The 23,278-nt window shown below is 49.4% G+C and carries 25 protein-coding genes; 20 read left to right on the forward strand and 5 right to left on the reverse strand.

What is annotated here, in order from left to right:
• Positions 1–63: 63 nt before the first annotated feature.
• Positions 64–1,599 carry a hypothetical protein gene (locus tag SH451x_RS13045; protein ID WP_479357335.1) on the reverse strand — a complete coding sequence of 512 codons (1,536 nt, stop codon included), beginning with the start codon at positions 1,597–1,599 and terminating at the stop codon, positions 64–66.
• Positions 1,592–2,326 carry a hypothetical protein gene (locus tag SH451x_RS13050; RefSeq protein WP_479357337.1) on the reverse strand — a complete coding sequence of 245 codons (735 nt, stop codon included), beginning with the start codon at positions 2,324–2,326 and terminating at the stop codon, positions 1,592–1,594. Before SH451x_RS13050 ends, SH451x_RS13045 begins: the two co-directional genes overlap by 8 nt.
• A gap of 748 nt (positions 2,327–3,074) precedes the next feature.
• Between SH451x_RS13050 and SH451x_RS13055 the strand changes: the two genes are divergently transcribed.
• Both SH451x_RS13055 and SH451x_RS13060 read left to right on the forward strand, forming a co-directional pair.
• Positions 3,075–3,578, forward strand: a complete 504-nt coding sequence (locus SH451x_RS13055; RefSeq protein WP_479357339.1) for a hypothetical protein — start codon at positions 3,075–3,077, stop codon at positions 3,576–3,578.
• Between the two features lie 35 nt (positions 3,579–3,613).
• Positions 3,614–3,838, forward strand: a complete 225-nt coding sequence (locus tag SH451x_RS13060) for a hypothetical protein (RefSeq protein ID WP_479357341.1) — start codon at positions 3,614–3,616, stop codon at positions 3,836–3,838.
• Between the two features lie 397 nt (positions 3,839–4,235).
• Here the strand turns inward: SH451x_RS13060 and SH451x_RS13065 are convergent, their stop codons facing one another.
• A complete protein-coding gene (locus SH451x_RS13065) occupies positions 4,236–4,418 on the reverse strand; it encodes a hypothetical protein (protein WP_479357342.1) in 183 nt (60 codons plus the stop codon).
• 173 nt (positions 4,419–4,591) lie between these two features.
• Here SH451x_RS13065 and SH451x_RS13070 point away from each other — a divergent pair, with 173 nt between their 5' ends.
• From SH451x_RS13070 to SH451x_RS13110, 9 genes are all read left to right on the forward strand, one after another.
• Positions 4,592–5,047 (forward strand): thioredoxin family protein, encoded by a 456-nt coding sequence (locus tag SH451x_RS13070; RefSeq protein WP_479357344.1) that lies wholly within the window; start codon positions 4,592–4,594, stop codon positions 5,045–5,047.
• 81 nt (positions 5,048–5,128) lie between these two features.
• A complete protein-coding gene (locus SH451x_RS13075) occupies positions 5,129–5,575 on the forward strand; it encodes a hypothetical protein (protein WP_479357346.1) in 447 nt (148 codons plus the stop codon).
• 205 nt (positions 5,576–5,780) lie between these two features.
• Complete coding sequence (locus SH451x_RS13080) at positions 5,781–6,131, forward strand: hypothetical protein (protein WP_479357348.1); 351 nt, start codon at positions 5,781–5,783, stop codon at positions 6,129–6,131.
• A gap of 153 nt (positions 6,132–6,284) precedes the next feature.
• The gene (locus tag SH451x_RS13085; RefSeq protein ID WP_479357349.1) at positions 6,285–6,875 is read left to right on the forward strand and encodes a hypothetical protein; all 591 of its coding nucleotides are present in this window, start codon (positions 6,285–6,287) and stop codon (positions 6,873–6,875) included.
• Positions 6,876–7,207: 332 nt separating this feature from the next.
• Positions 7,208–7,999, forward strand: coding sequence for an IS5 family transposase (locus SH451x_RS13090; protein WP_479357351.1), 792 nt, complete (start codon positions 7,208–7,210; stop codon positions 7,997–7,999).
• A 198-nt stretch (positions 8,000–8,197) separates the two neighbouring features.
• Complete coding sequence (locus SH451x_RS13095; RefSeq protein WP_479357353.1) at positions 8,198–8,473, forward strand: hypothetical protein; 276 nt, start codon at positions 8,198–8,200, stop codon at positions 8,471–8,473.
• Positions 8,474–8,523: 50 nt separating this feature from the next.
• Positions 8,524–9,324: an IS5 family transposase gene (locus SH451x_RS13100; RefSeq protein WP_479357354.1), complete on the forward strand. Its 801-nt coding sequence runs from the start codon at positions 8,524–8,526 to the stop codon at positions 9,322–9,324.
• Between the two features lie 95 nt (positions 9,325–9,419).
• Complete coding sequence (locus tag SH451x_RS13105) at positions 9,420–10,091, forward strand: hypothetical protein (RefSeq protein WP_479357356.1); 672 nt, start codon at positions 9,420–9,422, stop codon at positions 10,089–10,091.
• Between the two features lie 56 nt (positions 10,092–10,147).
• Positions 10,148–10,498, forward strand: coding sequence for a DUF6572 domain-containing protein (locus SH451x_RS13110; RefSeq protein ID WP_479357358.1), 351 nt, complete (start codon positions 10,148–10,150; stop codon positions 10,496–10,498).
• Positions 10,499–10,884: 386 nt separating this feature from the next.
• Here the strand turns inward: SH451x_RS13110 and SH451x_RS13115 are convergent, their stop codons facing one another.
• Together SH451x_RS13115 and SH451x_RS13120 are read right to left on the reverse strand one after the other, a co-directional pair.
• Positions 10,885–12,045 carry an IS256 family transposase gene (locus tag SH451x_RS13115; protein WP_479357360.1) on the reverse strand — a complete coding sequence of 387 codons (1,161 nt, stop codon included), beginning with the start codon at positions 12,043–12,045 and terminating at the stop codon, positions 10,885–10,887.
• 141 nt (positions 12,046–12,186) lie between these two features.
• Positions 12,187–13,290 (reverse strand): ISAs1 family transposase, encoded by a 1,104-nt coding sequence (locus SH451x_RS13120; RefSeq protein ID WP_479357362.1) that lies wholly within the window; start codon positions 13,288–13,290, stop codon positions 12,187–12,189.
• A 623-nt stretch (positions 13,291–13,913) separates the two neighbouring features.
• Here SH451x_RS13120 and SH451x_RS13125 point away from each other — a divergent pair.
• The 9 genes from SH451x_RS13125 to SH451x_RS13165 all read left to right on the forward strand — a co-directional run bounded on the left by SH451x_RS13125 (position 13,914) and on the right by SH451x_RS13165 (position 22,095).
• Complete coding sequence (locus tag SH451x_RS13125; protein WP_479357364.1) at positions 13,914–14,546, forward strand: DinB family protein; 633 nt, start codon at positions 13,914–13,916, stop codon at positions 14,544–14,546.
• Positions 14,547–15,171: 625 nt separating this feature from the next.
• The gene (locus SH451x_RS13130; protein ID WP_479357366.1) at positions 15,172–15,699 is read left to right on the forward strand and encodes a hypothetical protein; all 528 of its coding nucleotides are present in this window, start codon (positions 15,172–15,174) and stop codon (positions 15,697–15,699) included.
• A 134-nt stretch (positions 15,700–15,833) separates the two neighbouring features.
• The gene (locus tag SH451x_RS13135) at positions 15,834–16,409 is read left to right on the forward strand and encodes a hypothetical protein (protein ID WP_479357368.1); all 576 of its coding nucleotides are present in this window, start codon (positions 15,834–15,836) and stop codon (positions 16,407–16,409) included.
• Between the two features lie 102 nt (positions 16,410–16,511).
• Positions 16,512–17,012, forward strand: a complete 501-nt coding sequence (locus SH451x_RS13140) for a YcxB family protein (RefSeq protein ID WP_479357369.1) — start codon at positions 16,512–16,514, stop codon at positions 17,010–17,012.
• A 136-nt stretch (positions 17,013–17,148) separates the two neighbouring features.
• Positions 17,149–17,727 carry a hypothetical protein gene (locus SH451x_RS13145; RefSeq protein ID WP_479357371.1) on the forward strand — a complete coding sequence of 193 codons (579 nt, stop codon included), beginning with the start codon at positions 17,149–17,151 and terminating at the stop codon, positions 17,725–17,727.
• Positions 17,728–17,825: 98 nt separating this feature from the next.
• Entirely contained in the window at positions 17,826–18,602 is a 777-nt protein-coding gene (locus tag SH451x_RS13150) for an enhanced serine sensitivity protein SseB C-terminal domain-containing protein (protein ID WP_479357373.1), read from the forward strand.
• Between the two features lie 274 nt (positions 18,603–18,876).
• Entirely contained in the window at positions 18,877–19,161 is a 285-nt protein-coding gene (locus SH451x_RS13155) for a hypothetical protein (RefSeq protein WP_479357375.1), read from the forward strand.
• Between the two features lie 1,119 nt (positions 19,162–20,280).
• Positions 20,281–20,613 carry a hypothetical protein gene (locus SH451x_RS13160; RefSeq protein ID WP_479357377.1) on the forward strand — a complete coding sequence of 111 codons (333 nt, stop codon included), beginning with the start codon at positions 20,281–20,283 and terminating at the stop codon, positions 20,611–20,613.
• A 1,017-nt stretch (positions 20,614–21,630) separates the two neighbouring features.
• Positions 21,631–22,095 carry a putative immunity protein gene (locus SH451x_RS13165; protein WP_479357379.1) on the forward strand — a complete coding sequence of 155 codons (465 nt, stop codon included), beginning with the start codon at positions 21,631–21,633 and terminating at the stop codon, positions 22,093–22,095.
• Positions 22,096–23,278 lie beyond the last annotated feature (1,183 nt).

A 23,278-nucleotide genomic window follows, 5' to 3' on the forward strand; every position in this document is an offset into this window, starting at 1 on the left:
ACCGATGGGAGGTCCGGCTTCAGCAGATCGTCAATTCCCCCGATGTCTCGACATCTGACCGCGCTACTCAGTCTGCTTTGCTCCCACCCAGATCCAAGCGTGTGTAATGGTTTCCACATCAATTTGGATCTCCTCAAAAACAGGCCCTCCGGGAAACGCCGCCTTACTAACTTGCGTGTGGTTGGCTTGAATGGCAACTGAAATGCTTGGCTTCATTTCGCGAGGGATCTGAATTCCAAAAGTAGCGGGCAACCCTCGATATAGATTCATGTTCAGATAGTTCTTATTGCCTCGTCCAGCAATCTGCAGTGGCAACGCCTCATCCGTGCGCCATTCCAAAGAATGATTGTCCGATGAATCTTGCGCCAATTCGATCTTTGCAGGTCGAAGCGACTGATTCTCCGACGCTTCCACATTGCCTTCGTTTAAGGGCATTACATCGTCGGGCGTTATCCAAGCTCGCTCGCCATCCTTTAGCATTCGCCACAAGTGATGGCTGCCATCGAGAATCCGAAGCCGCCATTGCACGATCAACTCATTCGCGGGTGTGTCAGCTAGCCGTAAACCAACTTCATCCGGTCTGTTGGTATCCCATTTCAATTCAACTACCGGCTGCAGTTCACTCGGAGCGTTCGACACTGCATGAAGAAATGCCGTTTGCGTTGTCACGCTTGGATCGGCGTTCCATTCAATCTTGTCGCTCCCAGTCGCTTCGTTGCGAACTTCCCAATAAGGCAGTGGTTGGCTCAGCTTTGAAAGCTTCCGCCCATCGCTTGCGACAAATTCACTTTCAATCCGTAAAAGCGGGGCTATTGACTCGAGGCTTGGTCGAGTGAACTGCCATTCATAGTTTGAAGAAATCGCCTTGAACCGGAGCCCGTTACTGAGTCCGATTCCTTCATACGTTGGGTCTTCCGGCAATCCCAAAAACGGTGAAGATGCTGGATAATCCGCCGCAGCTTGATCAATCCATAATCGGTAACCAAGATGGGTGACGAAACTATCGCCTTGTCCGTTAAAGTAGTTGTTAGGTCCAAAATCGCGCCTCGGTAGATAGCTTTGTCCTCCTAGTTGCAAAGGTGCAGGCAATCGCTTCCATCGACTCGGCCAACTGATGCCACGAGCTGACGACCATCCACCCGGCAGCCAGTCGCTGCCCATCTTTTTTTCAATCAACGGCTTGCCATCAACATAGACCACATAGTTAAACTCTTCCTTCGGCGAATCGCCCGTGTGCAATGTCACTCGATGCAACCCGGCTGAAAGCGGCGCACTACCAACGATCTGCGGAACGCTCTGGTCTGACTGAGGCCCGATGCCAAGCTGTAGGACATATTCATTGCCAACCGGTACGCTAACTTGCCACGAATAGAAGTCATCCGCCACGCGAGGCAACGACGACTCTGCTAATCTGTCGTTGGCCGACGCGTGCAAATGGCCAGAGAGAGATAAGAGCTCTTGTTGCTGCTGAGACAACGAATAACTTTTCAGATATGCCAAGACGAATGCGACGGTTACCGCAATCAAAGCGGTGAGCGTAAGCAAATGCCGCAGCGAAAAAACGAAGACAGCGGTTCGAGCAGGCTTGGCTTCACTCATCGCCTAACTCCTCTGCTAGCCACTTCGGCTCGAAGTCAGCAGGCGTTATGCCACTTCGTAACAATTCGAAATGATCGTAGCGAGACTTTGGGTAAATGACGAACAGCCCACCTTTGTAAGTTCTCAGTTTCTTGCCAGCAACTTCTTTTTCTTGCGCCGTTTCGGGATCGTACACTTTTAGGATGGGCAAGATGGAATCTTTGTCAAAGGAACGCGGACCTTGCTCACTTTTCACAAGCTGCTTGATTACGAGGGCACCGATGTCGGCCGTTTGCAATTCATTCCACGAAGTAGTTCCACTCGATCCGCCAAAAGATTCGAATATGACTAGTTGCTCGCCCCTCTTCTGAAGGCTCACCGTCATCAATTCATGGACAGCTTCGGGCTTGGGCATGCCCGAGCTCGAACCATAACCACCATCGTGATAAAGCCCCTCCTCGGCAATGTTGCCACTTCCGCTCATTTGTATGAAATCGTATCCCGGTGGCATGTAACAGCGAAACTGCCAGACGCCTTCCAGATGGCGAGCGATCTCGGGCGGAACGTCGGGATTTTTTATTTCGGTGAGATAGATGCGGTTGGGATCCGTGATCGTCATCTTACCCAGCTCAGCTTCCAGGCGACTGACATCGGAGGTCAATTCCAGGTTGGCTGTTGTAAGGTAGCCAACGCCAATGCAGCCAGCAATGAAATACAGGAGAGTAAAGAGTTGGATTGCGTACTTCATGTTCCCTTCGCCATGGTGAAGTTTTGTAAACTAATATAGCACCACAACGTTTGCGGCGTTTGGTCATTGCCAGGCGAATCAATCATGATTGTCGATGTTGATTTCCGTAAACGCGTCAGCGGCCCAAGCAGAATCTTCTCCGTGCTGGTTTCTGGTAGTCTGTTAGACCTAATCCTACCCGATCTGTGGAACGAGCAAGTGACAGCGCTGATGATAAAAGCTTCAGACTGCAGAAAGGTCGTCGAATTCGCATCCGACACCCATCGGCGCAGAGTCTCGGCGGAGCGCATGATTTGTTTGTTCGATGCAGCGTTCTTTTGTTAAGCTCAAGTCGATCCCATGTGTGCGCCTGCTACCACCATCACCGGCTTCGGCATGACCCGCGCCGCGTAAGCATTTCTGTGGGAGCAAACACGAACCCTTCGAGGCGCTCGTTAGCTCCGTGGAAACCCCCGAGCTAGCGAGTGCAAAGCCTTGCGCTCGATTCCGCCTGAGGACGTTATTCTGAACCGTTCGTAGTTCCGGCTTCAGCCGGTCTTTCCGTCGCGCCCGATTTCGCATGGAGGTGAAAAATATTCCTTCTAGCGCGGTGGCATGGACTACCGGGCTAGCTTCCAAAGATACATTAACGTCGCATTGACTGCGCCATAATAGATATTTACTCTGTAACTGCGGTTACACCGCCCACAGCCAGATATCGCACGCAAGCTGCGTGGGATGAATAGTTATTCTATCATGGAGTTTGCTGATGCGTATCGTATTGGTTCAAAGCATAATCGCATGCCTAACGATGTTACCGTCGATGTATGTCAAGGCAGACGAGCCAAAGCCGCTGAAAGTTGGGACAGAACTGTTTCTTTATTTGGACCATGAGCTTTCTGCACATATAGCCAAATCGTTGAACCTTCCATTGAAAGAGATCAGTAGTGAACTTGGACCTGAATTCAGGGGACGTATTGTTGGATTCAACGAAGACGCTTGTGAAGTTGAAGGCGATTTCTCAATGGATCTACTTAGGAGCACGGTTGGAAAGAAACTTCACCTAACGGCAGAAATTCGATTAGCGGATGTTAAATTTCCGTCGCCACCGCCGTATCTAAGCCGATTGAATCCGGAAGAACGGCAGTCGATTCTGGCAATCCCGATGTACTCGACGCCGCGAGTAACTGTTTCCAATTCTGATAAGGTTAAATTGCAACTTTGGCAAATGGTAAGTGAATTCGATTCGTCAACAGGTCAGGTTAGTGAATAAAATTCCGACGCACCAACGCACGACACGGATGCTTTTTGACATGGCGACGTTCGCTCGTCGTACTTCGTGAACGGCAATCGTTCGCCACGCAAAAATACTTTTCCGATAAAGCCGATCGAAACCTGCTCCTGGAATGGGAAGCGCACGATGTAATCCTGGTTGAGAAGAACTCTTTTGGATCCGAACGCGGTTCAACGGAAACCTTGATTGCCTCTTTGAAAGGCTTGGATAAGAATGGCGATCATCTACAAGGCCTTTGAAGTCATGTAGTACGTACCGGTAGCCAGGGTAAAAGTTGACCATTTTTTTGTAGCTCGGTTGCGTGAGTTCCGTTTTGTCGAGATCCGAGGATCAACCCAAAACTCGACTCCTGCACTACTATTGGTACTGCTTTTCGTTCGGGGGAGATGACTCATTGACGATTCGAAGTCGTAGTTGGCTTGCGCGTTCCCTAGTCGCTGAACTGCTCCTGGCCCCGCTCTCACGCGACTGAGACGACGTGCTCTATCAGCAAAGGGATCGCGGCCCGCTGGGCACGCGGTTAAACGACCGATGCAACTCGCTTATCCGCGTGGGCAACGCCCCGCGCTAACGCATCATACAAATCAAACGCGGCCCGTTGGGCACGCGGTTAAACTAGTACCGCGGGTATGGAAGTTAGCGTGGAGTCGTTTTTGTCCTAGAGAATCGACCACGTAGGCGTACATGGTTGGCATGCAGGTCGACACCGCAGTAGAATTGGCATTGTGTTTGATAGAATTTCATCGTGCGTGTCTTCTTGGGTTGAGGGTGAAACAGTTTTAGCCAGCGATAGATTTCGCTTTGGAGTGTAAGCTCCATTGACGAATGTTTTACAGCTCCGACTGTAATGGAAAAACTGCCTCACCCAAGGAGGGCAGGATGAGTATCAATCGGATGCTCCGGAGACGCAGGTCGGGCGTTTACTGATGAATAGTTTTTTTCGCCGCGACCGAGTGAACTTGGCCTTTCTGCCTTGAGTACAGGATCTTCCAATGCAATTTACCCTTCGAACCGCGGCACCGCTTTTTGTTCTGATTGCGATCGCCGCTATGATTGTTCGATACCGTCTAGATGCAATGCCGTTATCGCATGAGCCATACAACCCTGAAACACTAGAAGCGAAACTTGGTGAAGGCAGACCCGTACTGGTGGCCGTTTTTGGAAACTGGACTCTAGCGTCACAAACGAATGATTATCTTGTGCGGAACTCTGAAACGATCAAGGAGGCATGTCGCTCAACAAACGCTTCCTTCCTACGAGCAGATTGGACCAATAAGTCACCGGAAGTCTCACGACTCATGCGAGAACAAAACGTTTTAAGTGTCCCCGCAACCATGGTGTACTGTCCAAACAGAGAAGCTCCAATACTGCTGCTCGACATGATCAATGAGCAGCAGGTCGTTGACGCGCTCGGAACATGCTCGCATAGCGGCAGAACAAAGCGTTAAACGGGCGCAGCCGTGGCTGTCTGACTTGCTAACAAATCCACCCCGGCGACTCCGTTAACGCTGCCGTTTTTGAGTGAAGAGATGACGCTAAAACGACGACGATTGTTCGCCTACTCCATTGCGATGATAGTATTATCATTTGCTACATTCTACGTCGGGAAGATTGTTTACGTCTGGTGGCACATTCCAGAAGCCTATGCCGCGTGGGACACCGGTACGCTACTCGTGCGATACATGGAGAAGTATGACGGCGAATGGCCCGACGAATGGTCAGATCTTGAACAACTTTATCTTGAGGAACCACATCTGAGACTGCGATGGAACGCACACGAACCGGACTACTTCGAACAGATTCGCAAGATGGTTAAGATCGATTGGGAATTTGACCCGGTAACACGCAAACCTGAAGTTCCGGTCACGAGTGTTGATGGTTCACCTCTTGTCTGCCTTTGGTCTGATCCCAACGCCATGATTGATTACTTTCTAGACCGGTTTGATTCCCCAGCCTCCGATGCTCTGTTAGAATAACTTCATTCACCAGCAGACGGAAAACCGTGTGGTGCACCGGAGTAATCAAAAGCGTCTGTGCTGATGGTGGCCTTTACCTTCGTCCCCAGTGCCGCCCACCGTTCGTCCGTTAAGTTTGTGAGGCATCGCAATAAAAACTCGCAGTACAAACCTGCCGACGCTTCTTGCGGTTGCTGTTGCAACTGCGCTCGGACTTCTTGCGGGAATGCCGTTGATTCTCCAAAAGAACAGAATTGGCTTTTTAATCATATTGCTAGTGCCAATTGTCGTCATTGTTGGATTAGCGCTGACCGGAAAACAAGCGCATGCTCCGAACACGAACAATGACAGTTACAGAATTGCTCATCGCCGGAAATCCTTGGTCGTATATGGATTGGCTTCGATCTTGATTGGCCCGCTAATAACTATCGGCGGCGGACTCGTCGCCAACTGGATCAAACCACTGCATCCCCTGGACTTTGCACCGAATATGACTTCACTTACAATCGTTGGAGTCTCCGCTGGATGTATTGTTGGGATGGTGCTCGTGATTGCTGCATTTGCGTGGCCCAAATAGAATGTTGGCACGGCTTAAACCAGACACGCCGTGATCGCGGTACCGGACGTACAAAAGCGTGCACCGAAACATCCTGCCGGGCGCTTTGACTTGAAAGACCTAACTCGCGGATGCTCGGTGACGGTAGGCGTTCTTCCGATCAAGGATCGATCAATGCTCACATACTCTCTTTACATTCGATTTGCAGTCTTGTGGTTGCTGGTTCCTTCTTGTCTCGCAGATGATACACATGCAAAATTGGGTGCGCAATCGTACCTAAACGGATCTGGCGACACGATTGGGATTACAATTCCTGCATTGCACGAAAGCTTTGGGCCCGATGTGTCGATTCCGCATGACTGGCAGGCACAATTCGATACTTCCAATCCGCACCCAGACAATGACGCTCTAGCTCTACCGTTAGGGCAGAAGCCAGCTGACTTGAGACTCCTCGCTGAACTTAAACACTTGCGTTGGGTCAAATACTGCGGGATGACCTCGCGAATCCTGGCACGCGTTGAGATCAATAAACGTGAATCCACCAAAATTCTCGTTCTAGAAAAAACTCTCCGAGATGTTAAAACGGTGCGATTCCTTGCAATTTACGATTCAGCGCTGCCCAACGGCGTACTGGAACGCCTGATGAAACACGAGGGATTAGAGGTTATCCTGTTGGTTGGGTGTTTCACAGAAGATGAGAATGGGGATATGGCACGTACCCCTGACACCCAAATCACATTACAACGTGAATCGCAAGAACCATGACATGCACAAATCGAACTAGAATTAGTTGAAAACGAATGATTGTGATTTTCACCCGAGTAGCTGTTAGCTTCAGGCTCAGTATCTAGCCTGGTAACCAGCGTGTAGGGCACCGTGCCGAAGTCGCTGTTTGCTAGTACAATTGAGTATAGTAGTACTATTTAAGCATCACAAAGAGGAAACTCGTGGCAACAGCTAAACACAAAACTCCACCTAAACTCAAAAGACTACCTCGTACTCGCCCTAAGAGCGTGTCCCGAAATTGACTTGTGCATAAAAAAATCGCTATGAAACCGTTGTGAAAAAATCCCATAACGGAATACGGAGTCATAGCGATGGAACGCCAATATCCCAGCGACCTTACCGAAAATCAATGGCAGTTGCTTTTTCCTTTTCTGCCACCGCAGTCCCCATTGGGATGCAAACCTATTGATCGCAGAGTCATCGTGAATGCAATCCTTTTCATCAATCGAACTGGTTGTCAGTGGCGTCAATTGCCAAAAGACTTTCCCAAATGGAAAACCGTTTACAACATCTTCTGGAACTGGCGGATGTCGGGGATCTGGCAAAAAATCCACGATTTTCTGGTTGCGAAAGTGCGCATTTCGCTTGGCAAAAAGCCCAAGCCTACCGCAGGGATTATTGACAGCCAAAGTGCTAAGACAACAGAAGTCGGTGGCGATGAACGCGGCTTTGATGCGGGCAAGAAGATTGCTGGCCGAAAACGGCATCTGGTCGTCGACACACTTGGATTGATCATCGCCATATGTATTCACGCTGCGGGTGTTCAAGATCAAGACGGAGCGAAGTCGGTTTTACAAAAGGCACGAGATAGGGTGAAGAAACTGGTGGTAGTATTCGGCGATAGTGCATACGGGCGTAGCGGCTTACCAACGTGGGCGAAACGAACATGTAGTTTTAAATTGCAAACGGTGTTGCGTCCAATCGAGAGTAAGGGTTTTGTGATCCTTCCCAAGCGTTGGATTGTTGAGCGAACCTTTGCATGGATCAATCGCTGCCGTCGACATAGCAAAGATTACGAAAGGCATCCGGACTCAAGCAAAGCCATGATTGAAATGACGATGATTGCACTGATGTTGAAGAGGCTGGAAAAATTCCAAAACTAATTTCGGGACACGCTCTTAGATGAAAGTATGGAGGCTTTCATCGACAAGGTTTTAAATGATAAAGAGCTACTCAAGACTTACGGCATGAGTGCCACTTGGGCCGCTAACTTGAAAAGCAAAATTACATTCAACGTGATAGCGAAAAAATTTGAACACCGTGGTATATAATTTCAATCAACATTTTTTGAAGGTAACAACATGCCCTGGACGTTTGCGTCAGCAGCCATCAAGGCTTCCTCTGGCAAAGAACTTAGCGAAATGAAAGCGGCGTTGAAACCGTTGAAGCTTGGCAAGCCGCTGCATACGCAACAAGGATTTCATCGTATGAGATTTTGGTATTCAGTGCCCAGACAACTGGATAGCCTAAGTCTTAGTAAAAGTAAAAATTGTGATTCTTACGAAGTAATTTTTGATTGTGATCAATTAGCCAAAACGACAGAATTGTCTTTAGAGGCTAACAAAAAACTTGCCTAACGTTCGTTTGGCACAGGGTTTGCGCCAGCCATGAATTCAAGGAGAATATCATGGCTAAGAATATTATACCGGACGATTTACTGAGATTCATTTTAGCTGAACTGCCGCCGTTGCCAGAATCTACCAGTGATGGTGGTCGACGACCGATCGAGCATGAGGTGGTAGTGCGGGTAATTTGGCATGTGCTGACGACCGGCTGCCGCTGGGCAGATGTCCCGTTGGAGATGGGATGTTGCGGTGAGACCGCTCGATCGCGTTTGCGCCTTTGGCAGTCCACGGGAATTTGGGAGCGTATCCATAAGAAGATTCTCAATAAGCTCAATGCAGCGAAGCGGTTGCACCATGAAGTAGCGATTATCGATTCGACTCTGACGCGAGCTTTTGGAGGCGGGGCCAAGAGTGGTCCCAATCCGACCGACCGTGCAAAACCGGGGACTAAGCACACTTTGATGGTGGACGCTAACGGAGTTCCTCTCGCAGTTCGAGTGGTCGGTGCTAATGTGCCTGACGTGAAAGAACTCGTCAAAACTGTCGTCGAATTTCCGCAGATTGGTGGTCGAAGGGGACGCCCACTAACGCATCCCAAGCAAGTCATCGCCGATGCAGGATACGACGACAACTCGGGACGGAAGCTTCTTGAATGGATCGGTATTGAACCCAAGATTCGACGGCGTCGAGAGCAACATGGCAGCCATCTAGGCAAATTACGATGGGTCGTGGAAAGAACCATTTCGTGGTTTAAAGGAATAAGACGACTTCGCTTTCGCTATGATCGAGATGCTACCATGATTGATGCTTGGGCAAAACTCGCCGCTGCCGTCATTACTTTTCGCATCTTTGATAATCTATAAATCCTTTTTTCAAACTCCAGTTTTTTGTTAGCCTCTTAGGAACCTTCCAATTAATGCAGAAGCCGATGAAGGGGCTCAAAAATGTTAGTTTCTATATGAATAATTGTCAGGTTAGTGCTAGTTTGGTGCTAGAGGATAACCATTGGTATATGTCGGTGAACAAGGAGGCGCGTGGACACAATTTGTTGAGTCCGTGGAGCGAAATTCCAGGTGCTTCGATCGAATTAGGTTTTAAGTCTAAGCCAAATGAAAAACCATCCGATTGGACGCTAGATTCGTTAGTCGAATGGTTTTCATTAAAAGAATCTCAGTTGGCTGAATTTCAAGCGAAATCGTCACAATTGACTAAACCTCTCTGCTCTGCTTTTGAGCAATATGCCAAGCGAGGTATTAAGGACTTTTGCGCTTTGATTTCAGTTTGTCCTGACGATTATTACGAAACGCTTTCCGCATTGGTTGAGGTTTTGCCTGCATACGAAAGCACAATCGCGGCTTTCATGTATCGTGAAGGCTTTGATCCTTACGAACGACCGGCGGAGGCCGACCATGGACATACCGTGCGATTCCCTCTGCTTTTTAAAGAAGTACAAGGTGCCGATGTCCAAGTCGATGTGGTTCATCGACCTGCCGGAGACTGCTTGTACGACCTACAAGTGATGCATTCTGGCAAGCCCAAAATTCCGTCGAAGGTTCTGGCATCGTTGCTAGAGAAAATCGAAGCTCCCCATGAAGTTTGGGAAGGTGAACCCTTTGGGCGTTGGGAGTAGCGACATACGCGAGTCATGCCGTTTAATTAACAATATGTCAAGATTAAAACTAACAATTGAGAATCTCGGAAGGCTTTGTCGTGTTAGAAGACCGTGACTCTATCGACTTGATTGTAAAAGATCCGGGTATTAGCGTGAAATTCGTGATACTCGATTCTGGCCAACTGCGTGCACGAGACTCGGACGCGCACCTTGATTTACTCAATCATAAAATTGATTGCTGCCTCTCCTTTATGGAGAATGAAGAAAAATTCGAAGCACTAGGACGGCCTGGAGACGCTACTATTGAGGTCCGTTGCGGATATAATGTGAATCACACGCAACCGTTCAACAAGTCAGTAACATTCGAGAATGGACGAGTATTAAATTATAAGCTTGTCTTCGTTGAGCGAATCCCGACATTTTAGTTTTGGTGACAGAAACCGTGGAGTTTATCTGCGATATGAATCATGCTAAATCGGGCTCTGATCTATGATGATTTGAAATTCATCGTTAAATTTGCGAATGCAAGTTGTTTGTCGGCAGCTTATCTATCCGTCCTCCTTTTTAGTAATAAAAGAATCCCGCATGTAAGATTTAAAAGTTCGATGAACGTTGTCGCTCCAAATGAGCAATCCTGTTGCGGTTTCAGTAACTAAGTGCAGCTCAGGGTCAAAATCTAATTGAGTTAACAACTGGTCAGGGCAAACGCATCTAAACTTCAAGCTTATTGAGGAATTCTTCGAGATATTCGTTGCTCCAACCCGCTCGTTTGCGATAAAGCAACATGTTTTCTGTAAAAGTCGGATTGATTTCAGGGGTTAAAGGTAAGGTATTTCATTCCGGTTTCCCACTCGTCGGATAGTTCGACGAGGACGGCAGTAACGAGTCGGAGGACGGAGGCTTCATTGGGAAAGAGCGTAGCAACGCGAGTTCGACGCTTGAGTTCTTTGTTCTGACGTTCAAGCATGTTGGTGGTTCTCATTCGCTTTTGATGTTCATTTGGCAGTTGAAAGATGGCGAACGCTTCGGGGACATTGTTATCGGCCCATGTAGCCAGCTTGGGCGCATCGGTTTGATATTTTGTGACCATTCGCTTTAGTTCTTGGCTAGCGGCAACAGCATCTTTGGCACCGAACACGGCCCGCAGGTCATCAGCAACTTCTTTGCGCATCGAGACTTTGGGGACATGATGCATAGCGTTTTGCATGAGATGGAACTGACATCGCTGCCACGGCACCGAGGGCATGACCGCTTTGCGCGCCGCTTTCAATCCGGAATGATCATCGCTAACAATGAGTTTTACTCCGGTCATTCCGCGAGCCAAGAGGTTCTCGAAGAACTCTCTCCAGTGCACTTCGGCTTCGCTGAGCGAACAACTAACTCCGACGACGCTTCGATGACCATCAGGCAAGATGGCGATAGCGACCAGAATAGCGCAGTCTCTGACAGTTCCATCAACGCGTACCTTTTCATATCTAGCATCGACGATCAAGTATTCGACTTGCCCGATGGGCCTGTTCCGCCAGGCCTCGAGCTCTTCGTCGAGCAAGGCAGCAGCGCGGCTGACTTGAGTGCTAGTCACCTCAAGTCCACAAAGTTGTTCCGTGATAGCAGCGACTTTGCGAGTGGAGACACCTTGGACGTACATTTCAGCGATTGCCAGTTTGAGAGCCCTTTCGCTTCGTTCACCACGTTCGAGAGCCGACGGGTAGAACTGGGAGTCGCGGGATTGGGGGACTTGGAGCTGGAGCTTCCCGAGTCGGCTATCGACGGTCTTTGGCTTAAACCCGTTCGCGTAGGTTCTACGCTGGTCGGTACGCTCGTAGGGGGCCGCGTTGAGGTATTCGGTCCTTTCGATCTTCATCGCTTCATTCATGAGGATTTGGATCGCTTGTGCCATGGAATCGAAGCCGTGCTCGGCGAGCAACTGGACAGCTTCGTGAGTATTGTTAGATTGGAACGCGTGGGTCATGGTGTTGGGATCCTTTCAGTCTGGTAACTAAAAAGAAACCAATCCTGGCCCACTCTTACAAGAGGGCCACCCAGCTATGGCTCGTTTTCATTCGTTCGCTGCGCTCACGAACTCAAACGAGCCATAGCTGATAACTTGAATTTACAGAAACAAAGTTACACTAACTCGTTTGCGCTTTCGCTTGATACTGCCCGCCGAAGTGTCCTGCTTGAGAATGTTTAACGCTATTCGCCTCACCAGCGCAAAGTTCTCAGGGCCGTGATCTTTTCGTATACGACTCTCGTTTTCCCGAAAACTCATATCAAGAACCCAATGCAGACTGTTTTCAATGCCCCAGTGATTGCGGATCGCCTTGGCCGCTCGCCTGACGTTGCGTCCAAGGCTGCTGATGTAATTGCGTGTCTCGCTGACTTGCTTACCGTCCCGCTGTGAAGTGCTGAGGACCTGACAAAAGCTTCGCATCCCGCGCCATTGAGGATTGGTATCCCGCATCGCGTCACTTAGCATCGCTTGAAAGTAAATGCGATGCTCGGATCGTCCATGACCAACCTCTTGGTCTTCGTATAACGCGATACGGCAATCAGTTTTCTGATTACGGTGATGTGCATCAAAGACTTTATTTATTTGGGCGTTCAAGTTAGGCTGATTACCTTTAACCGCCAGCATATAGTCGCCCTCTTGATCAATAATCTGTTGAGCAATCGCACTCTGACAGCCCATAGCATCGATGGTGATAACAGTTCCTTGTAATTCCAACATTTCCAACAATTTTGGGATAGCGGTGATTTCATTGGACTTATCGGAAACGGCCTGTTGTCCTAGCATTAAGCCGCGAGCACTGCTCCAAGCACTCACGCTGTGAAGCATCCGTTTCGCGGAGGCTCTGTCGTGGCTTCCACGCAGCGCTTTGCCATCAATGGCGATGATGTCGTCCTGATCAACAGTGTTAGCGGTTTGCTCTAACCATTCTTGGAAGACATTATGAAACAGTTCCGGCTTCAGAATGCGGAAAACACGAGCGATCGTATCATGGGAAGGTATACCGTTATCCATTTTGAGATACTTCTGGAGCCACTCCCTTTTTTGCTTTCCAAAGTCCTCAATGTCCTCCCATCCTTCAGCGCCACAGCTAACCCCTAGCACCGCGATGGTGAGGATATCACTGAGACAATGAAGGCGAGTTCGTTCGATTCTAGGATCAGGAATGGATTCCAAAGCAAGCACCAGTTTTGTAACGCTGTTCATAAAGACCTCCGTGAGAACGAATCATCCACTTCGGAAATCTTTCGCTGCTAGCATTTACTTTGGCAAGCCTGTCACGAATAATTTTCGGTCAATTAAGATGCGTTTGCCCTGTTTTACACGTGCCCCCAAAATCGAAGATCCGATGTTCGGCACTATGACTCTCGCCACTAATCGAACTCAATTCCAAAGAGTATGGCCTTGGAGATCTCTGTAGAGCAAAATAATGCGCATTTATAATTATAAAGATAGCCACATTGAATTTCACTTCCGTGCATTTGGTTGCTTCCTATGGTTATTAGCAGGTTTTGAAGTGCGCGTTGGAGGGCGCAGTTTTTGGCCGAGTGGAGTAAGGGGAGATAGAATGTGTTCAGAAATTCATCGTCCGTACGAATCGTAGAATATTGACCTTTGTTGCATGCCTGACGGACGCGACGAACTTCTTCCACGCGGAAATGCCGTTGGTTTATCGACTCCGGGATAGCGCAAGCTCGAAAAGCAATCGCAATGTCGAAGTGTCCTTACGTTGAACACCAGGACCTCGCACAAGATTACAATGATGGTTTCCAAGGCTAGCGGCTTACGTTGAGCCAACTGTTTCATCGCGTCTTTCGAAGAGGAACTGCATGTCGAACTTGTTTCATTTTATGCCGCTGAGTATTCTCGTTTTGGCGTGTGAGATGGCAGCATTTCCCTGCATCTCGCTAGGGCAATCTCATGTCGAAGATTCGAGCCGCAAGCTCATCGAGCCTGCGGTGCTGCTCGAGAAGCCACCCACTGTTCCAGCCCATCTACTTGAACTCTTCGACCGGATGGAAGCGGCCAATCGCCGTTCCCAAGACGTGTTTCGGAAGCTGTCAACGGCACAAATGAATTTCAAACCATCGAATGGATCCCATACTCCGCGTTGGAACGTCGAGCACATGGCAGGTCGACAGCTACTGTTTTTCTCGCAAATCTACCATGCACTAGATCCCGCGATTCCGGTCTTCGATTGGAATCCGGCGCAAATGCCAACAGAATACGAAGCGCGTCATCCAGATTGGAGCGGCAAAGAAGAAGCTCGCGCCATGCAAAGGGTTGATGATTTTTGTCGACGGTACGCCTACTTGTTAGAGAGTACTGCGTTAGACGCGAAACTTCCGGCTACCAATTGGCCCTCACTCGAAGCATTGCTAGTACAAATGGAGCGGCATTACGACGAGCACACAGCCAACGTTGTAAAGAAGTTTGACTTGCCAGACTGGCCAAAAGAATAGTCCGGCACGTACGCAATTCTAGACGGAGTACCCGATTCAGTCCGTCGGGCCGCCGACAATCGGTCAAAGTTTTCACTTGCGTTGAGTCAACTCCTCGTGCTCGGCGATGCCAGGCGTTACCGCCAAAACCCTGAACACCAACGAAGAGAATAGGCGGAAGTCGCTAGCGATAAAGGAGCTTACGCTTCGCTTTCGCGTTAGGACTGCATGAGTTCCGAGTGCTGCCTATTCCTTGCTCGAATCGCGAGGCATTGAAGCCCAGGAAACGATACTAATTAGCGCATCTCAAGATGCCCATGGTGTAAACCCGTTCGCTGGCTTGTTCTTTTCCGCTAGCGGCACACTGATAGAACTAGATTGCGACTGCAATTTGGATGGCTCAAAGGTAATCGACCTCCATTTGTGTAATGAAGTTATTGACGAACATGAGCATGACACCGTTCCAGGTACTGGAAAAACTGTACGCACAATTGCACGAGATGTCGCTTAACAATTGGAGATGGCGGCAGAGACAAATCAGAGGTAGCAAAAACATTCACGCGAGATGCGAGTCTTGCGTTTCGTGGTGGGCAACCACTCGGCCGCAACCGCGTCATTTTGATCGTTCGCCTACGGAAACAGTGTGATGAATCTCGTGTCATTGATTCTCCTCTTGGCGATGCCAAGCATCGTCGTCGCGCAGGAGACGCATGCGTCTCAGGGAATCGATGTACCAAATCACTATAAGAAATTTCAGGGCGATTGGATTCTCGTTTCTCAATCAGATTCTTCGGGAAAAAATCAAACGCCACCGGAACTACATGTGACGATTACCGGACAACGAATGACCGTAAATGGTCCCGGTGTGTCGAAAGAACTGCCACAGCCTCTTGAGTTCGCGATTCCCAAGACGCTTGAGGAAAATCCGTATCGACAGCTGCAAAAACGCGGTGCGCGGAACTTGGACAGGATTGTTGATGTTGAAAACCAAATCACCATCTTTTGGTTTGTTGGGATCCACAGGCTTCAAGATGACGAGCTTCGAGTCGCGCTCATGTACTGTGGTCAAGGTCGTGAAGGTCAGCATTTTCGCGACTTCATGCCGCCATCATCATTTGATAAAAAACAAATGGACGACGAGGTCCGATTGACCTTGCGACGAAAAAAGAAATAAGAAAGTAAAGCCTTGCACCGGAGCCAGCGATCTGGCGTTTCTGACATTGTGGCCGAACTGGCGTGTGGCCGGTCACGGCAATTGTTATGACCTGAAGAAACCACTTAAGGGATATCTTGAACATCTCGCGTCCAATGCAAGATATGATCGAGAACGAACTTGAAACAAACGAGCGAATCGTTTGGGTTGGCCAACCGATTGCGCGCTTAAACGCGCGACGATTTTACCATATGACCATTTTTTCCATACCCTGGACCGCGTTCGCATTATTCGTCATGACAGGGATGGCGGGCTTCAAGATTCCTCAATTCAATGCAGGCAGAGATTTTGGATTTCTATTCGGAATTCCATTCATCATCCTGGGATTTCTTATGTTTATAGCTCCAGTACTGGCTATGATTCGCACATATAGAATTGCGTATGTCGTAACTGATCAACGAGCCATCATTTTCAAACGCGGGATGACGTTTCTAATGACAGGTATTCCCACCTCAATTAGATCATTCACACCGGAAAACCTTAAAATAATCCATCGAAAACAATTGCCAAACGGGTCCGGATACTTGCTTTTGGATCGCGAGGTAGTTTTTTCTTCGGTTGACACAGACCACGAATCGATTGAACATGGGTTCTTTGCAATCGCAGACGTACGCTATGTCGAGACTATCCTTCGTCGGCTCGCTGGCGATCCAATTACAAATCGAAGATAACAACATGGTTCACCGGCGGACGACCTGCACGGTTTTGCTGATCGATTGTCGCTTGGTTTGTGCTGGGTCACCTTGCGCGTTCGCTGAAAAGAACATCGCTCAATGCCGGATCTCATCGAAGCCACATTTACGATTTCGCGAGATGAATACATAAGTGCTATGCGTCGATATTACAAGACGAACCTTCAGCTGAAACGCGATCTCATTGGCAGCGCTGTCGCGATTCTCGCCGGAGCCTATTTGCTGCGCTCGACCAGTATGCCTGGATTGGCGTGGATGCTCATAGCTGTCGGCTCGGTACTCCTGATGCTTGTTATCTACGCAGTGGTGATATTGCCACAATTGATCTATCGTTATCAACCGAAGCTCCTTTTAGAGTATCGTCTTCGATTCTCGGACGATGCGATCGGTTTTCAAACTGACCAAATCGACTCGGAGCTGAAATGGTCAATTTACGATTCATGGCTACGTGATGATGAATTCTACATTCTGTATCATGGCAAGCGCGATGTGTCGGTTATCCCGAGGCGAGCTCTTAAAGACGACGCTGACGAACGACTTTCCAACTTGCTGCGTCAAAAAATGGGCTCGTCACTGGCGTGAATCGAACATCACAGAAACCTAAGATCACGGCGAACCATCGCATGTAGGGGAGCGGCGGTGGCCAGTCTATTTTGAATGCAACGTTAACTCTCGCCGCCCCGTGATGCAATTCGTTCGTCCACGAGTGTACACGCAAATGAAACCGATCGCTTTCTCGCATCTGATCATGTTCATCGCATGTTGTATCGGATGTCACACTCCTGCAACGACGCAGATTCATGGAACCCCGCTGTCACGTGAGCAGTTAGACACACTTACTGGCTGGTGGAAGAACGCCGAGGGCGAACTATGTCGCCTTAGCGCTAAGAAGGATGAAGGTTGTATAGTATGTTGGCTTGATCGCGAGGACGACAAAATCGGATTCGCGGCTGTAAACATGGATTGCACGTTTACTCGTCTAGGTGAAAGAGAATTCGTTTTCGGGCGCATGCTCGGCGTCGAATCAAAGGGTACAGAGTTTGGGTTCGCTTACGTAGTGCAACGTGACAATGACGTTCTGCTTATCGCTGATCCGAACGATGATGTGTTTCTCCAAATGGTTGAGTCTGGAACTATCGCGGGCGATATTCAAACGTATGAAAAGAAGAGTCGCTGGCCGATTATAACTGCCGATTCAAAGGAATTCCTTGAGTCAATCGAGGAAAAGGGGATTGAGAAATGTTTTCGAACCGATAAACCGCAACGTTTCACGCGTATACCGGGCACACGTAGATAGCGGGCGAACCGAAAACTGCACCCGAGTTGCCGATCGGGCGTTTCCTTACATCAAAACCTCTGGGCGGCAACCGGGTGATTTTGGTCGTTACTACAGTTATGATGATGTTTCAGCCTAACAACGATCTTGAGCGTTCGCTGGTCAAAGCCAGTACCGACACCAGCCATCGACCGCAATTTTATCGCGATCTACTCGTCTCCGACATTTTCATCGTTAACGAGGGAGATGAGTCGCTCGAAATTGATGATGGAGTTGTTCAACAGGGCGGCAAAATTCATTTGCAATCATGGGAACGAGATGGCGAAAACTGGATTCCCATGTTTTCGTCTTTACCGCGTCTTCAGCAGTCATTGCAATCAGAAGCAACTTACTTACGCCTCAACATGAAGGCCTTCTTTGAAATTACTCGCGGTGCAAACGTAGTCCTAAACCCGAATCTTGAATACGGAAAAGAATTCACCACATCTGAGATTACCAGCATTCTCGATGGTTCCATTTTTCACGCTGGCCAAGGATACACCGTAGAGAAAGCAACCCAGGTGCTCCTTGGACAGCCAGCTGTATACCCAACAATATTGGTAGAATCGCTATCTCGACTCTTTCGCAAACTGCCAGTGGTCAAGGCTGCGTATTTGGCCTACATTCATAATCCTGAACGCGACGAAGCGCCGCACACGCTTATTGGAATTGATGCCGTTGCAGAATGGGACAGGATCATTGGTGATGCAGGAATGGTTGCCAAAGAGACACTGTCGGCAAATGAAATCGTTGACTTTATACGTGTGTCCCCGGGTGACACTAGCGTGTCTCAGTACCTACTCCACGAAACAAAACCGTTCTACAAGAAGTCGTTCTTACGAAATCTGTTCGGCTAAGACGAAGAATGGGGGGACACATGACTGCACACGAGGGTCCTGATGGTAGATCACTTGGCTGCAACCGCGTGATTTCCATCGTTCTGCGACAAAATCGAATGGAGACTGTTGATTTGAGATTGTCCACGCAAGCTGCGGAAAACGCAGTAACATCGCGTTGACTGCGTCATGAAAGACATTTAGGCTGAAGCTGAGGAACACGCAGTCGTACAGCCTGATATCACGCGCTGGCTGCTTTTAATGAATAGTTCGCCTATTGAAGGGACACATTCAATTGGATGCCATTTTTGGTCTACTTGCATTAACAATACCACTTTGGTTCGCGATCAGAGTTCGTAGCAGGCCACTAGCCATTTGCTTCGGCACAGTTGCGTTCTGGGGGCTGATGATTGTCGGTAGTCAATACAATCTGGCAGCGGATCCCGAATACGACAGCATGGCTCCAGGACTGTCGATCATTGCTGGTTGGTTACCAGGGCTGATCTATTCTTCTGTCTGTGTACTTGCGGTGGTCCTACTGTCCCATGTCCTCTTGGCGATCAAGAAACGGCAACAATAAAAGAAAAATCGCGACGTCGTATGCCACAGGTGCACTCCATGATAAAATGTCAGAAAAGAACAGTCCGCTATCGGGTGCTAAACGGGTAAAACCGGGGCGAACAACTACATGGCATTTGAAATCAAGTAGTACGTACGGGTAGACACGGTAAAAGTTTGCCATTTTTTTGTAGCTTGGTTTCGTGAGTTCCCTTTCGCCTTCGCCCTTCACTCACAGCTGCGTTGGTGAAGGGCGAAGGCGAAAGGGAACGGACCAACTCGAATCAATTCCGACTTTTCTATCACTCAGATCGAAACGGTTGTTCTTGTTCCCTTTTGTCGAGCTCGGAGCTTGCACTCCGTCACCCGACTCCTTTGGCTACGGTACTGGCTTGGCTTTTCCTGGGAGGAGTCCACTCGCGGGCCGAACTGATGCTAGCGGTTGTCTTGCGCGTTTCCTTGTCGCTGAACTGCCCCGCTCGCCGGTGCGAGTCGGACCACGTGCTTCCCAGCAAGGCGGTTGCGTTCAAACATCTACCGGTGCTCTGCCAAACAACGCCGTGAAGCATTGCTCGGTGTCGGTCTGCGGCTGCTGCAAAGAACTAGGTTCATCAGGGAATTTCGTGGGTATTATCTCAAGAGTGGGAACGCTCACTTAGCGATCGCGGCCCGTTGGGCACGCGGTTAAACGACCGATGCAACTCGTTTAACCGCGTGGGCAACGCCCCGCGCTGGGATGCTAAGAGCGCGGCCCGTTGGGCACGCGGTTAAACTAGTATCGCGGGTATGGAAGTCTGCGTGGAGTCGTTTTGTCCTAGAGAGTCGACCGCGCAGGCGTACATTCTGTTGGCATGCAGGTCGATTCCGAAGTAAAATTGGTATTGAGTTTGATAGAATTTCATCGTGGGTGTCTTCTTGGGTTGAGGGTGAAACAGTTTATTAGACAGCGATAGATTTCGCTTTGGAGTGTAAGCTCCATTGACGAGTGTTTTACGGCTCAGGCTGTATTGGAAAAACTGCCTCACCCAAGCAGGCCATGATGGGGATCATTGCGATGAAACCAAGTTGCCGACAGCGACGTTACTACGTCAACATCAAACGCGGCGACTGAGTTACCGCATGCGTTCGTCGACATTCCTAAATGCGTAAAGAAAAGCCAAGACTCCGAACACGAAGTGGTAACAACGTCGATTACCGTTCATCGCGGTATTCGGACATAATGCCTCAGCGAGCGGACGGCGACGAAGTGCTGTACCACGAGTACGGAACCCAACTACGTCGCACGGTCGATGGCTTGTATATGTTGAATGTATTGTGTGGACGAGTTGGACAGTACGGCGTCGAGATTGCGCTAACGATGGATGAGATTACTAATTATCATGAGGATGGTGGTGATTGCTTCATTCACAACCTTGGCGAGGACATTCACAACGATCCGGACGCATTCAAGTCGCGAGTACGGAGATATTGTTGATGGCAATATGATCAATGTGCTGCCAGATCGCGACGAACATCTACATGGCCTTTGAAGTCGAGTGGTTCGTACCGGTAGCCACGGTAAAAGTTGACCATTTTTTGTAGCTCGGTTTCGTGAGTTCCCTTCCGCTTTTGCCTTTCGTTCTCGTCCTTACGAAGGCGGAAGGGAACGGCCCAACTCGCTCTCGCTTGCCAACCCTTTGAACTCGCGCCGAAGCTGATGTTCTTAAGTTCTCTTTTGTCGAGCTCCGAGGATCAACCTACAAATCATCTCCTGCACTACTCCTGGTGCGGCTTTTCGTTCTGCAAGATGAACCATTATCGATTCGGACATGAAGTTAACTTGCGAGCTTCCTTGTCGCTGAACTGCTCCTGGCCACGCTCTCGCGCGACTCAGACCACGTGCTCACCCAACAAGGCGAGCGCGGCCCGTTGGGCACGCGGTTAAACGCAGTATCGCGGGTATGTAAGTTCGCGTGGAGTCGTTTTGTCCTAGAGAGTCGACCACGCAGGCGAACATGCTGTTGGCATGCATATCGATTCCGCAGCAAAATTGGTTTCATTCTCATCCTTATTAAGAGCGAAGGCGGAAGGGAACGGGCCAACTCGCTCTCGCTCGTCGCCCCTTAGAACTAACGGGTACCATATTTCTCCCGTCGGTGATTTAAATCGTTTTCATTCCAGGAGGAATTGTCTGGTTGCTCTGGGTTTTGAACGCGATGGGTAAACCTTAGGCAAATCCACGAACATTCTGGGCATTCAGCTTGCTCTGGAACTTCGCGTGGGCGACAATGTTCTCGCTGCTCTTCTGCAGTCCGAGCAGCAACCCAATACTGGTCGTCGGACACTGTGGCGCTGCGGTTATGGTTTCAAGCTATGCGTTGTTTCTAATTCAAACCAAAGCGAGCGGCTGGTAACCAAGCGATGAACACGGAGTGGCGGGCAGAGCGTTTGCGAACGGAAGATCAATTGCAGCCACCTAGTTATCGCCTTCGTTCGGCGACGGAGATCTACTGTGCGTGACAAGCGATTTGTCGCGGCCCATCGAGGCGGGCCATTAGCTATTGCCGAGCATCGATTACTCGCGGCTTGGGCCGCGGATTGTGCGGAACATTTACTTCCGCTGTTCAAGCTTCACAGTTCAGATGATCGGCCGCAACAAGCTATTGAAATCGGACGCGCGTGGGCTCGAGGCGAGATCAAAACCGGCGTTGCCCAGCGAGCGGCCGTCGCGGCACATGCTGCGGCCCGTGAGACTTCAGACGCTGCCGCAGTCGCAGTTGCTCGAGCTGCGGGCCATGCCGTGGCAACGGCCCATTTTGCCGATCATTGCTTGGGACCGGTGATCTATGGCGCGAAGGCGATCGAGGCGGCAGGAGGGGCGGCCGACAAAGAGCAGGCATGGCAACTTGCTCGGCTTCCCATGGACGTACGAGAATTAGTAATTTCCGCTCTAGAACGACGCCGAACCAAGCGGTGAACGAATCGAACTGGAAATAGTTGAAGCCGAGTGAGTGTGAATCTCACCTGAGTAGCTGTTAGCCACCGGCTTAGTATCTAGGCTGGCAACCCGCGTTTAAGGGCGTCGGCCCGAAGTGGCCGGTTGATGAGTGAGTTAGAAGGGAGCGTGGACGAGACGTCAACGTTGCGTTTTGAGGTCAACGTTGCGTTAATGAATTGTGTGGTGAGGTTCGTTCGCTCGGTGGCAGCACCTGAGAAACTGAAGTTTCCGAGTTTCGGATTCAAAAAAAGCAGCACAATGTTTTGAACTTACCGAGGTCTATTTCGAGCTCTTCATGGTGTACAATCCATAGGCTTGGGGTTGGATGATTGCAAACGAGCATTTTACAAGCACCTCGGCTTCACGGACCCGAGTCGCGAGATTGCAATCAGATGACTCCTACCCAATCAAAGGACTTACATAGATTCGTTCGGTCCTCGAGTTCAAAGCGTGCCCTTAAGTTTGATGGAACCATTTAATCCCTACTCACCGCCAACTGTAGTATGCAAATCAGATAGTGGTGTCCGACGAATTCGATATACACGACGGCACGCGCTCTACTTTCTAGGCGCATCCGTAATTTTGTCGCTCACTTACACGTACACTGATGAAGCTCTACTTGGAACGTCTTATGGAGCATGGCCGGAACTGGTTGTAACAGCCGCAATTGCTATTGTTTCGGTTTTGGTGACAAGAGACTTGCTTCTATCACCGCTTTGTTGCGTCGCGGGCACCATGTCTGGCTGTATTCTTGCCGGATTCGTGCGCGACTGGTCATATGCTCAATTACAGCTTGCCCTTCCGATATCAATTAGATTTTCAATTCCATCGCTGATAATCGGGGTCCTGTTACGTCGATGGCGTAGTATTTTTTTACGGTCGACATAAAGGTCTCTCGATCTCTGACCGCACGCCGACCGTGAGGATGATTCTAACAAAGCTGTGCACACCGAGCAAACGGTCTGCCGTTTCTTTCATCTATTGCACCATTTTGATCTTGAAGATGGACCCGCGATCCAGGCTATCATTGTTTTCACCGCTGACGGGATCGCTTAACGGCGCAACTCTCCCTCCGATCCATACATTTAGCATCACAAATGGCGACGCTGACGGAATTAGCCCGAGCAAGCGGCGACGGAGATGAAGAACAAATAGTATCGCT

It is taken from the genome of Njordella aestuarii, from assembly GCF_056494165.1.